Here is a 12,234-nt window from a genome sequence, read left to right on the forward strand (position 1 = left end):
GCTGCTGCTCGACCGTATCGGCTCGGCGATCGCACGCGGTGAGAGCACGGGAGCCGCTGCTGCGGTGCTGTTCTGCGATCTCGACGGATTCAAACGAGTGAACGACACCGGCGGGCATGCTGCCGGTGATGCGGTTCTCGTCGAGGTTGCGCGACGGCTGCGGTCGGTGCTGCGAGCCAACGATTCGATCGCCCGTGTCGGCGGTGACGAGTTCGTCCTCGTCGTCGATGCGTTGCCGGCCGAGCGCGGTGCCGACAAGCGTGCCGGTGCCGGGTTGGCGGAACGCGTCGCCGAGCGCATCCGAGCGGTTCTCGCCGCGCCGATCGTGTATCAGGGCAGCCAGTACGTGGTGTCGGCCAGCGTGGGCATGGTGTTGGTTCGCAAGGGTGCCAGCGCGCAGGAGGTACTGCGGGACGCGGATTCCGCGATGTACCGGGCCAAGCAACTCGGTAAGGACCGGATCGAATTGTTCGACGACGCGCTGCGCGCGAACGCCCTCGAGCGTGCTTACATCGAGCGGACCTTGCGGAGTGCCCTCGATCCCGAACACCGCGGAGCTGCGAGGCTGAACGTCGTCTATCAGCCGGTCTACGACCTGGACAGCAGAGCGCTCACGAGCTTCGAGGCACTCGCGCGCTTGCGTGACGACGAGGGCGCAGGAATTACGCCGGACCGATTCATCCCGGTGGCCGAGGACACCGGTCTGATCTCCGAGCTCGGGGAGCGTGTGCTGGACGACGCACTGGGAACTCTGGTGCGATGGCGTACGGCGAACCCGCTCGATTCGGACTCGGGTGTCCCCGTCACGATTGCCGTCAATCTCAGTGCCCGGCAGGCTCAACACGTGGACATGGCTGCTGTGGTGAGCGCGGCTCTGGGACGGCACCGAATGGCTCCGGCGGACCTGATTCTCGAACTCACCGAGTCGGTGCTGCTCGAGTCCGGCTCCTCGATGCTGCGTCAGCTCGGTGAACTGCGTGAGTTGGGTGTCGGCATCGCCATCGACGACTTCGGCACCGGATTCGCGAGCTTGCGTTATCTGGCCACACTGCCCGTGAGCGCAGTGAAGATCGATCGGTCGTTCACCGCCACGATGACCAGCGACGAGACGAGCAGCAGTATCGTTCGGGCGATCATCAACCTCGCCCGAGATCGACATCTGGGGTGCGTGGTCGAAGGCATCGAAACCCCCGACCAGCTCGACGCCTTGCCGAGTTTCGTTCAAGGACAGGGCTATCTGTTGGGTAGGCCCGCCGAGGTACCGTCGAACACCTGGATCTCGTAACCCCGAAACGGGAAGGATCCACCGTGTGCGGGCGTTGACTCCAGATAATGGACGACACCCTCTCTGCACCCACTCGACTCTGGACGCCGTCGCGCGTCCTGATCACGCGGTCTGCATCGGAGCTTCCCCACACTGCGGAGATAGTTCGACGGTGCGAAGCGGCCGGTGTGACCGAGATCGACGTGCTGCCCGGTGACCGCCTGACGGGTCTACGGGGCGAGACCGAGCGAGAGACCTACGCGCGAGCCAAGACGACGATGGCCGTGGTGGTCGCACCACCGAGTGTGCTGAATCCACAACCGATTCCGCCGAGCGCCGACTGGCGTATCGATCTGGCGAAGGGATGCCCGGCCCACTGTCAGTACTGCTATCTGGCGGGGTCGTTGTCCGGGCCGCCGATCACCAGGGTGTTCGCCAACATCGACGACGTACTGTCCGGCATCGGTACCCACGCAGGCCGCGGCACGATCACCTCCGGCACCGAGGAACGTGGGCACGAGGGAACCACCTTCGAGTTGTCCTGCTATACGGATCCGTTGGGTATCGAGCATGTGACCGGATCCCTCGCCGAGGCCGTTCGTCGAGTGGGCGCGGGGGATTACGGCGATGACGTGTCGTTGCGCTTCACGACCAAATTCGACGACGTCACCGAGTTGGTGACGTTGGACCACCGACGCCGTACCCGAGTTCGCTTGTCGGTCAATGCCGATGACATCGCGCATCGGTTCGAGGGCGGAACTGCGCGGATGCCTGCTCGAATCGAGGCGCTACGGCAGCTTGCGCTGGCCGGATATCGAGTGGGGCTCACCATCGCTCCGATCATGCCCATCCCGGGGTGGCGAGAGCAGTACGGCCGACTTCTCTCGAATGTCGCCGAGGCGTTGGGTGACGTTCCCGATCTGGACCTGACTGCCGAGATCATCACTCATCGGTTCACGCCGTCGAGCAAGGACGTGCTGTTGAGCTGGTACCTGGGGACGAAGCTCGAGATGGACGAAAGTGCCCGCACAGCAAAGAGAAACAAGTTCGGTGGCGTGAAGTACGTCTACCCGAAGGACACGATGTCGGAAATGCGGACGTGGTTCGTGGAAGAACTCGAATCAGTCCTACCCGAAGCGCAGCTGCTGTACTGGACGTGACGAAGCCCGACCTCCGTCGTGCGATGGAGGTCGGGCTACAAAAGTATCCGAGTTACTTCATCTTTCCGAACGTGGCGTCGATATCTGCCATCTCCATCTCGGCCGTCTGCTGAATGAGCTCCATGAGGTCGGTGTCGAGTCCGGGCGCGAACTCCTCGAGTCGCTCGGGTGAGATCTTCATCGGAGCGCCGGCGGGGGCCTGCTCACTGGCATCGAGGTCGGTGCCGTCCTTGGACGGCGACATGCCCTGGTAAATGCGTCCGGCCTCGGACGCCCCGGTGAGGTCGAAGCTGTACTGCTTGCTCTGCAGGCCGAGTTCGACCAACTTCTGGACCTCCGGGAACTTCTCGGCGTTGGTCTTCGGAATCGGCAGCGTCTTCTTCCACTCGACGCCGAGGGTTTCGAGGGCCTTCGCGTAGCCGTTCTCGTGCGCCTGGTCGCGCACGATCAGGTACGAAATAGTCGATCGCGCAGCCTTGTTGGCGGTCATCTCGTACATCCGGCATTTCTGGAGGCGGCCGGTCGACTCGAGCATCAGGTTGTACATGAGGTCGAGAACCAGATTGCCGGAGTTGTAGACGTAGCTACCGCTCCACGGGTTGCCGACGGAGTCGACCGGCAGTGCGCCCTGTGCTCCGACGAGGTAGTGGTGGATATTGCCCTGTGACAGAGCGAGATTCAACGGAGTGGCTCCGCCCGCACCGGGCGTGTCCAGCGGGTCTTCCAGCTTGCCCTGGTACTGCGGCGAGCCGTCCAGCAACCGTGAGATGGTGGTGCCGATGAGCTCGACGTGACTGATCTCCTCGGTGCCGATTCCCTGGATCAGATCGCGGTACGGCTTGGCCGCAGCCCCACGAAAGTTCATGGCCTGGAACAGATACTGCATCATCGTGCGCATCTCGCCGAACTGTCCACCGAGGCCCTCCTGAAGGGCGTTCGCGGCGGCCGGATCGGGCTCGTCGGTGGCAATGTCGTGAATGAGTGACTGAACGTGCAGGTACATGGAAACCTCCGAATGGCGACCAGCAAAGTTTGCTGCCCTCACCCAGTGGTTGCCCGCAACGCCGTCGTCCGAATCCTGGGCCCCCTCCGCATGGCCGTGGGCCAGGCGATCTAGTCGTTGCTCTGCGCCCGGTACATCGAACCTGCGCTGTTTCGCTCGAGAAACCCGGTGTCGACGAGCTCGCGTCGCAATGTCGCGTAGTCGTCGCCGAAGAAGCTGCACAATTCGTTGACCTGATGCTCCGAGGACCATCCCGTCGTACTCAGCTGGCGTGCGATTGCCTTCAGAAATTCGGGTCGGTCCCGGCTGTACCGAGACATGTCGGTCGGTGGGGGCGTCGTGCGCGGAAGATTCCGAAAACTCTTCACCGTGTTCTCGTCCACAACGAGTCGATCGTCCACCCGGGTCACCACCGACAGGGTCAGCAGGCGTGCGATCGCTTTGTGTGTCGCACGGACCGACAGTGACGTGTGGGATTGCAGCGCAGCCAGTGTCGAGACTCCACTGCCGATCGCGAAGAGGACCGCCCGAAGATCCGAATCCGCGAGAGCATGAAGCACGCCGGTCGCGTGGTCCAGCAGCGGCGCATCGTCGTGCACGCCGATGGACTCGAACCGCAGCGGAACCCCGGTGGCGGACACCATCTCGTCGGTGAAATCGACCTCGCGAACGGGCTCCGATCGCTTCTTCAGAAGGCCGATTCCCGGAAGCGTCAGGGTCTCGATGTCGTCGGCACCGAAACGCAGAATGGCATTCCACAGAGGATTCGACCCAGCCGGAGAGAACGAGTTCTGTACGGCGGCAACGCCTCCCTTCGCAACGTGTGGCCACAGAGTACGGAGGATCCGTGCGTTCGACACCAGGGATTCATCGTCGATCCAGACCAGGTCGAATGGGCCGATGTCGTGCAGATCCCGAGGGGGCAAGTCGAACAAGGACTCGGTGACCGACTCGCTGGGACTAGCGACGAAGTTCCAGAGTTGGGGCGAGACTTCGGGTGCCGCCGATTCGAGAGCCCGCGACAATGCGGTTCCGGCGCTGCCGGCACCCACGGTGACCACTTTCTTCGGTTGCAGCATCGCAACCAGGCCGGACAGCAACGCGTCAGCGCGCGCGGTGGAGTGCTGTGGATTGCTCGCCATGGTGTACCTCTCCTCCGAGATCTCGAACGTTCGGGCAGCACGCTGCTGCGGTGAGCGGATCAGAGAGCGTCGAATCGATCTCGTGCGCTGTCGATTTCGTGCATGTGAGCGGCCGCCCAGGCCAACAGCACGTCGACGGGTGCCCGAAGAGTTTTGCCCAGTTGCGTCATTCGATACTCCACCGCTACCGGGCGAGTGCTGAGAACCGTCCGTTCGATGATGCCGTTGCGTTCGAGTTTTCGCAGCGTTGCGGTGAGGGATTTCTGAGTCACCGCGGGAATTGTGCGGCGCAGATCGTTGAATCGGCAAGGGCGCTCACACAGTTCGTTGAGCACCTGAAGCGACCACTTGTCCAGCACCTGGTCCAGCAGCTCACGGTGTGGGGCGCTGATCGTCAGTTCTGTCGCGCCATCTGCGGTATCGGTCATGAAACCAGGTTCCCTTGAAGTGTCCTTTGTGTACCAAGTATCAATGGTATACCCCGATTCGATCACCACGAGAGGAACTTCATGAGCGTCACTCGATTCACCCCGTCCGGCATGATGCAACCCACCCCGTATCACCACGTAGCAGTGGGCCAGGGGTCTCGACATATCCACGTCAGCGGTCAGATTGCGCGCAACGAGGACGGGTCGGTGATCGCCGAGAACGACCTCGCCGGGCAGGTGGCGCAGGCGCTGCGCAACACCGCGATCGGATTGGCCGGTGCAGGAGCAACATTCGAGGACGTCCTGCGGCTGACGTTCTACGTCACGCACTGGGCTCCGGAGCGGATCGGTGAGTTCATGGACGGCGTCACCCGCGTCGTCGAGGAGATCGGACTACCTACTCCGATGCCACCTGCGTCGCTGATCGGCGTGGACTACCTGTTCGAGCCCGACGTTCTCGTCGAGGTGGAGGCCACCGCGATCCTGGACTGACCTGCTGGCCGGTGAATTCCGGGGGCCGTCGAAGTCATACTCTCGAATCCACCCGACCCCAGGAGTGACATGGCCATACTGACCTACAACATGCATGTTTCCCTCGACGGCTACATCGAAGACTCGGCGGGCAGTCTCGACTTCTCGGTGCCCGACGCGGAGTCACATCGATTCTCCAATCGGCAGACCGAAGCGACCGCTGCGTTTCTGTTCGGACGCCGACTGTACGAGGCCATGGAAGACTTCTGGACAGATCCGGAACGCCTCGACGGCGACGAAGTAGAGGCGGAGTTCGCCGAGCTGTACAAGGCCACTCCCCGGATCGTCTTCTCCGACACCCTCGACTCCGTTCCCGACGGCTGCCGCCTGGTGCGCAGCGCAGACGCGATCGCCGAGGTGGAGCGGCTCAAGCGGGAGACCGAGGGAACGCTGGCTGTGGGAGGAGCAGCCTTGGCAGCCTCACTGGTCGACCTGATCGATCAATTCGAGGTCATCCTGCTGCCGACGATCCTGGGCAGTGGCAAGCCCTACTTTCCGGTGGGACATCACCTCGACCTCGTTCTCGCCGAACAGAAGCTCTTCCCGGTATCGGGATGGATGTACCTGCGCTACAGCGTCTCTCGCTGACCGGCGTCGGGTGCTTTCTCGTCGGGCGCACAATGAACACATGGATACCGGAGATGGTCGCAGCTGGCTGACGCTGCCCTCGCATCAGTTGTGGCTCGACACCGAATCGTCGAGGCTTCTCGATTTCGGAACCACACTCGACCACCCGGCCGGTGGTGCCGCGTGGTTGGACGGCCGAGGGAACCCCGACCTCGATCATCCGGCCCATACGTACATCACCGCGCGGATGGCGCATGTGCACTTTCTCGCCTCGATGCTGGGACGGCCGGGGTCTCGGAGGAAAGCCGATCGGGTGTTCGAGGGATTACTGACGACGTTGCGAGACAGCACGAACGGTGGTTGGTTCGAGTCCAGTGCCGACGCGTTCTCGCCCGAAGCAGTGAAATCGGCCTACACGCATGCCTTCGTGGTACTTGCCGCGTCGGCTGCCACCGCAGTGGGGCACCCCCATGGCCGACAGCTTCTCGACGAGGCACTCGATACCGTCGAACGTCGTTTCTGGGACGATCATCACGGGATGTGTTCGGACACATGGACTGCGGACTGGTCCGTGCTCGACGACTACCGCGGGATCAATGCCAACATGCACATGGTCGAGGCACTGCTGGCCGCTGCAGATGCCGGCGCACCGCGGATCTGGCGCGAGCGGGCACTGCGCATCTGCGACAACGTATGTCGCTGGGCCGAAGCGAACGACTGGCGTGTTCCGGAGCATTTCACCGCCGAGTGGATCCCGCAGCTCGAGTACAACAGCGACGACACCGCCAACCAGTTCAAGCCCTACGGAGCCACAGTCGGCCATGGATTCGAGTGGGCCCGGCTTCTCGTGCAGGCAAGCCTCGATGCGAGCGGGCACGACCGTATCGCCGCCGCCCGAGCGCTCTACCACCGCGCAGCGGTCGACGGCTGGCAACTCGGGCCAACGCCCGGATTCGTCTACACCACGGACTGGTCGGGGGAGCCGGTCGTGACCGAACGTCTGCACTGGGTGCTGTGCGAGGCGATCGGTGCGGCGGCGACACTCGCGCGCCACACCCGAGAAGACCGCTACGAGCAGGACTACCGCACCTGGTGGGATGTCGCCGCCGAATACTTCCTCGACCGCGCCGACGGCTCCTGGCATCACGAACTCGACAGCAGCAATCGTCCGGCCGCGACGGTGTGGAGCGGCAAGCCCGATCTCTACCACGCCGTCCAGGCGACGTGGATCAGTCGATACGAACCGGGTTCGAGCATGGTGGCTGTGCTGCAGCGCAATTCGCACTGACGTCCATCAAAGACAGCCAAGCACCAAGCCTCAGAGCACTTCCGCCACCAGTCTGTTGCTGACCGATCCGACACCGTCGATCTCCACGCTCACGTAATCGCCCGGCTTCAGCAACAGCTGCGGCTTCCGGCGATATCCGACGCCACCGGGGGTGCCGGTGAGAATGACGTCACCGGGCTCGAGGGCGGTGAACGTGGAGATGGTCGCGATCAAGTTCGGCACCGTGAACAGCAACTGCGACAGATCCGATTCCTGTACCTTCTCGCCGTTGACGACGGTGCGGATGCCGCAGCTCGCAAGGTCCACCTCGCCGGGGCAGACGATGCGGGGGCCGAGGGGAGTGCTTGCGTCCCATGCCTTTCCCTGCATCCACTGGTGCGTCCTGTACTGGAAGTCACGCATCGTGATGTCGTTGGCGACGGTGTAGCCCAGAACGTGATCGAGCGCGCTCTCCTCGGTGATGCGCCGACCGGTGCGTCCGATGACGACGGCCATCTCGCCCTCGTAGTCCACCTCTGCACTCTCCGGCGGGACGGCGATGTCGTCGTAGGCCCCGATCAGGCTGGAGGCGTACTTGGGAAACATCACCGGATACGTGGGGAACTCGCGTCCGGTTTCGGCGATGTGGTCGCGGTAGTTCAGGCCGACACAGATCACTCGGGCCGGGTCGGTGACCGCCGGGAGCACCCGCACGTCCGAGATCGGCAGGCGCTCCTGGGTCAGCCGATCCGCGCCGGCGAGTGCCTCGAGCGAGCTGGTCCGTCCGATCGCGTCGATGCCCTGCAGCGGAATCAGAGTGTCGCCGTCGACCTCGCCGACTCCGCGAATGTCGTTGTGCTCGTAGCTGATGTAGGCCATCGGTCAGATCTCGCTCTCACTCGTCTTGCGCCAGCTCGCCAGTTGTCCGCCCCACAGATTCACCGACGCGGGTACCGGACGCCACTGCCGCGTCACGTACGTGGCTCGGTCGTCGTGGAACTTCTCCATCTCGGCCGAGAGCTCGATGTGGTTGCCGGCGGGATCGTCGAAGAAGACGAACAGGTTGTTGCCGGGGCCGTGACGGCCCGGGCCCCAGACGACGTCGACGCCGATCTCGGGGAGGCGATCGCACCAGGACTTGAAGTCCTCCCACTCGGCGAGGTCGTAGGAGTAGTGGTCGAGATTGCCGGGGTTGCCGTTCTCGACGACGGCCAGGGTGTGGTGATCGCGGTCGCTGCGTAACCACGCGAACTTGCCGTCCTCCAGCTGATCGGAGATGCGGAACCCGACGGTGTCGACGAAGAACGAGACCATCTGCGCCACGTTGTCGGTGCCGAGAGTGGTGTGCTGGAACTTGATCGGGCGTCGTCCCGGATCGGCAGCGTTCTCACCCTGGCGCGCGACCGGCCCGTGGAAATGCACCGTCGTGCCGTCGGGGTCGGTCACCGAGATGCCCGACGGTACGCCGACGGCATGGTCGATCACGGACGGATCCAGATCCGCGACATCGTGGCCTGCGTCCTTCAGTCGCGCGGTGATTCCGGCGATACCGTCGGAGTCGCGGACTTCGAAGCCGTAGTGAGACAGTCCTTTCGGACCTTCGGTCAGATCGAGAACATGGTGTCCGAGGCCCCAGCCGAGGCGCAGGCCGCCGCTCGCGAGTTCCTCCTGCACCGTCAGACCGACGGTGCGGCCGTAGAAGTCGGCGGTGGCGGCGACGTCGGGAACGGTGAAACCGATGTGCGAGACGGCTGTCTGTCGCAGCGTGCCCACAGCACCTTCCTGCAGTGTATTCCTGGTCGGAGTGGTCATGTCAGTGATCCGCCTTTCGGGGCGTCGATGGGGTGGGAACGGGGGCGTCGGTGTAGACGGTGACCCGAACCCGGTCGCCGCGGCTCGGGGGCAAGAGGTGTCCGACGAACACGCTGTGGTTCAACCAGTTCCACTCTTGGTCGGCCACTTCGAATCGAGGGTTGGTCGAGCAGTACCAGCGGTCGACGTCGGCACCGCCGCCGGCGAAGATGCGGTCCATGGTGGCGTCGTCCTGGGTGCCCCAGCCCTCGTTGGTGACCATGATGGGCACGTTGTCGTCGGTGACGATCGTGTAGCGAGCCCACAGATGGGTGATGCCGTCGGCACGCACGAGGTTCCAGTCCGCACCGCCGGGCAGGATCGTTCCGGATCCGGCCGGTCCGTGGAATCGACCGCCGGTGATCGGGATGACTCGACGCATTCCGTGCGGGGTCGGCCCGATGAGCACCGGGGGAGCCAGCTCGACGTCGAGGGTGAAGACGTGATTCAGAGTGGGCGTGGACATCTCACTCACCTGCCGGCAGCAGTCGCCCGGCCGCAGGTGACGCTGCCGCATCGATCGGGGCCGCATCGAGGCCCTTCGGGGCTCCGCCGGGGATGACGAGGGCGATGAGCGCAGCCAGGACGGTGGCCCCGGCACAGACGTAGATGCCCATGTCGAGTCCGGTTTCGAGAGCCGTCCGAGCAAGGGGTGCAACGAGATCCGAGATCGGGCCGAGGTCGGCGTTGGCCACCGCCAGCGGTCCGCCCTGTTCGGCGACGCCGGAGGCCACGCCCACCGCCTCGGGAGGGAGGGAACCGTCGGACAGGTTGGAGGTGAGGGTGGCTCCCGCAACTCCGAAGGCCACGGCGCTGACGATCGCGGGGCCGAGGCTCTGGCCGGTTTCGCGAACGAGACTGGTGACCGCGCTTGCCATTCCGGCGTAGTCGATGGCGACGGCTCCGACGGCGACGGCCGTCAGTGCGGTGAACATGGTGATGAAGCCGGTGCCGAGCAGCAGAATCGGGCCGGTCATGGCGAGCAGTGAGGTGGAGTCGCCCGGTAGCTGAGCCATCCATATCTGACCGATGGCCAGTGCCGAAAGCCCGGTGACCAACAGGGTGCGGGCCGCGACGCGCATCAACAGGCGCGGGAGCAACGGAGTGAGGAGCAGCGGTACGGCTTGGATGAGGGCGAACGGTAGAGCTGCCTGCAGCGGGCTGACGTGCAGGATCGCTTCGAGTTTCACGCTGAGTGCGTAGGCGGTTCCGATGAACCCGAACATCGCGAGCAAACCGATCAGGGCGGCCGCCGCGAAGGCCGGGGTGCGGAACAGCGCGAGGTTCAACATCGGCGTGCGGGCTCGCTGCTCGCTGATGACGAACGCGACGAACGACGCTACGGCGAGAACGAAGGTGCCCACGATGACGGGGCTCGAGTAGCCGTCCACCGAACCCTGGATCACCGCGTACAGCAGCGCGAGCAATGCGACGGCGATGGTGATCTGGCCGGGCCAGTCCAGTCCGCGTCCGGCGGGATGACGCGAGTCGACGATCACCGCGGCGCTGACGCCTGCGGTGACGAGACCCAGCACGGCGGGAATGGCGAAAGACCAGCCCCAGCTGAAGTGTTCGGCCGCGAACCCGCTGATCAGCGGGGCGATCATGGCACCGAACGCCAGGCTGACCGCCCAGAGAGACAGGGCGCGGGCTCGCTCCTGACGTTCCGGGGTTGCCGAGACCAGCATGGCCAGTGACGTGGGAAAGATTGCGGCAGCACCGAGTCCGGCGATGGCCTGCCCGGCGATCAGTTGCGTCAGCGTTCCCGACGTTCCGGCGACGACGTCCCCGACGAAGACGAGCACGCCGCCCCAGACGAGCAGCCTCTTGCGGCCGAACATGTCGCCCAGCAAGCCGAAGTTGAGCTCGAGGATGGCGGTGGGAAGGATGAACGCGGCCGGGATCCAGGCCAGCGCCGCAGCGCTCGCTCCGAGGTCGCGTTGGATCACGCCGAGAATGGGCGCTGCGAGCGAGACGCCCATCTGGGCGACGCCGATCGCGAGGCAGCAGGCGATGAGCGTGCCGCGATCCAGCTTGTGTTGGGTGGGTTTCATGTGTTCCTCGTCCGGAGGCTGTGTCCTGTACAGCAGGACTGCTGTTGTCTAATACAGGACAGTGTTCATGGCCTGGATCACAGCTGTCAAGAGTGCTGGTTCGTTTGATGACACTGCAGTCCTGACAGTCAGAACTATGATGGCGACATGGCTTCGGAAACGAGTGGATACAGAGAACGCAACAGCACGGCCGACCGCGCGCTGATCATCCTGGGCATGTTCACCGAGGATCGGCTGCAGATCAGCGCGAACGATGTTGCCGAGGCTCTCGGCAGTGCCCGCTCCACGGCATATCGATATCTGCAGACGTTGGTCGGCGCATCGTTTCTCGAGGAAGCCCCCAACGGCGGCTTTCGGTTGGGTGTCGCGGTACTCGAACTTGCTCGATTGGCCCGGCGCGGTTACGGATTAACGACGATCGCCCAACCGGTGATGCGCGAACTTGCCGATGAGGTGGGCGAAACCGTGTTGCTCACCAGGCTCGTCGACGACACGGCAGTGTGCATCGAGCGGTGTGAGGGAGCCAAGCAACTGGTGCGCCTGAGCTACGAGCGGGGGAGTCGACTGCCCATCAACGCCGGCGCGTCGGCGCTGACGCTGTTGGCCTGGTTGCCGGAGAAGGAAATCCGCTCGATTCTGGGTCGGCACGAGCTGCAACGCTTCACCGATCGAACGTTGACCGACGTCGATCGCCTCGTCGATCGCCTCGAGCGAATCCGCACCACCGGCTACGGCCTGACCGTCGCCGAGGTGGACCCGGATGCGATGGGAATCGCCGCGCCGATCTTCGACGAGTCCGGTTCGGTGGCAGCGGCACTGAGCATCGTCGCGATCAGGCGTCGAGTTCCGGAGGACCGGACCGACGTGCTCGTCACCGCAGTGCGGGCCGCGGCGCAGGCGCTGTCGACGAGATTGGCCGTCGTCAGTTCGTAGCGTGTCCTATTTTATGGGACAGCATTCCTATTTA

Annotated in this window: 13 protein-coding genes; 6 read left to right on the forward strand and 7 right to left on the reverse strand. The window is 64.2% G+C overall.

Annotated elements, in window-relative coordinates:
• The coding region (locus A2J02_RS23225; RefSeq protein WP_156516355.1) for a putative bifunctional diguanylate cyclase/phosphodiesterase at nt 1-1,285 on the forward strand (1,285 nt) is incomplete at its 5' end.
• A gap of 47 nt (nt 1,286-1,332) precedes the next feature.
• Complete coding sequence (locus tag A2J02_RS23230) at nt 1,333-2,424, forward strand: spore photoproduct lyase family protein (protein ID WP_068054202.1); 1,092 nt, start codon at nt 1,333-1,335, stop codon at nt 2,422-2,424.
• Nucleotides 2,425-2,476: 52 nt separating this feature from the next.
• On the opposite strand, the gene A2J02_RS23235 is transcribed toward A2J02_RS23230, so the two are convergent.
• The 3 genes from A2J02_RS23235 to A2J02_RS23245 form a co-directional block, all read right to left on the reverse strand.
• Entirely contained in the window at nt 2,477-3,427 is a 951-nt protein-coding gene (locus A2J02_RS23235; protein ID WP_068054204.1) for a manganese catalase family protein, read from the reverse strand.
• 110 nt (nt 3,428-3,537) lie between these two features.
• On the reverse strand, nt 3,538-4,569 hold the full coding sequence (locus A2J02_RS23240; RefSeq protein WP_068054209.1) for a DUF2087 domain-containing protein: 1,032 nt from the start codon (nt 4,567-4,569) through the stop codon (nt 3,538-3,540).
• Between the two features lie 59 nt (nt 4,570-4,628).
• Nucleotides 4,629-4,997: a winged helix-turn-helix transcriptional regulator gene (locus tag A2J02_RS23245; RefSeq protein WP_068054212.1), complete on the reverse strand. Its 369-nt coding sequence runs from the start codon at nt 4,995-4,997 to the stop codon at nt 4,629-4,631.
• A gap of 81 nt (nt 4,998-5,078) precedes the next feature.
• Here A2J02_RS23245 and A2J02_RS23250 point away from each other — a divergent pair, with 81 nt between their 5' ends.
• The 3 genes from A2J02_RS23250 (at nt 5,079) to A2J02_RS23260 (ending at nt 7,383) form a co-directional block, all read left to right on the forward strand.
• The gene (locus tag A2J02_RS23250; protein ID WP_068054214.1) at nt 5,079-5,489 is read left to right on the forward strand and encodes a RidA family protein; all 411 of its coding nucleotides are present in this window, start codon (nt 5,079-5,081) and stop codon (nt 5,487-5,489) included.
• A 69-nt stretch (nt 5,490-5,558) separates the two neighbouring features.
• Nucleotides 5,559-6,116 carry a dihydrofolate reductase family protein gene (locus tag A2J02_RS23255; protein WP_068054217.1) on the forward strand — a complete coding sequence of 186 codons (558 nt, stop codon included), beginning with the start codon at nt 5,559-5,561 and terminating at the stop codon, nt 6,114-6,116.
• A 40-nt stretch (nt 6,117-6,156) separates the two neighbouring features.
• Entirely contained in the window at nt 6,157-7,383 is a 1,227-nt protein-coding gene (locus A2J02_RS23260; RefSeq protein WP_068054220.1) for an AGE family epimerase/isomerase, read from the forward strand.
• Nucleotides 7,384-7,413: 30 nt separating this feature from the next.
• Here A2J02_RS23260 and A2J02_RS23265 read toward each other — a convergent pair whose 3' ends face one another.
• From A2J02_RS23265 to A2J02_RS23280, 4 genes are read right to left on the reverse strand one after another with little or no spacing between them, the layout of a single operon-like run.
• Nucleotides 7,414-8,241, reverse strand: a complete 828-nt coding sequence (locus A2J02_RS23265; RefSeq protein WP_068054223.1) for a fumarylacetoacetate hydrolase family protein — start codon at nt 8,239-8,241, stop codon at nt 7,414-7,416.
• Between the two features lie 3 nt (nt 8,242-8,244).
• Entirely contained in the window at nt 8,245-9,174 is a 930-nt protein-coding gene (locus A2J02_RS23270; RefSeq protein WP_068054226.1) for a VOC family protein, read from the reverse strand.
• A 1-nt stretch (nt 9,175) separates the two neighbouring features.
• Nucleotides 9,176-9,679, reverse strand: coding sequence for a DUF3237 domain-containing protein (locus A2J02_RS23275; protein WP_068284007.1), 504 nt, complete (start codon nt 9,677-9,679; stop codon nt 9,176-9,178).
• A gap of 1 nt (nt 9,680) precedes the next feature.
• Nucleotides 9,681-11,267 carry an MFS transporter gene (locus A2J02_RS23280; protein WP_068054236.1) on the reverse strand — a complete coding sequence of 529 codons (1,587 nt, stop codon included), beginning with the start codon at nt 11,265-11,267 and terminating at the stop codon, nt 9,681-9,683.
• A 147-nt stretch (nt 11,268-11,414) separates the two neighbouring features.
• Between A2J02_RS23280 and A2J02_RS23285 the strand changes: the two genes are divergently transcribed.
• Nucleotides 11,415-12,200: an IclR family transcriptional regulator gene (locus tag A2J02_RS23285; RefSeq protein ID WP_068054238.1), complete on the forward strand. Its 786-nt coding sequence runs from the start codon at nt 11,415-11,417 to the stop codon at nt 12,198-12,200.
• Nucleotides 12,201-12,234 lie beyond the last annotated feature (34 nt).

It is taken from the genome of Rhodococcus sp. EPR-147 (assembly GCF_001647185.1).
Classification (GTDB): domain Bacteria; phylum Actinomycetota; class Actinomycetes; order Mycobacteriales; family Mycobacteriaceae; genus Rhodococcoides.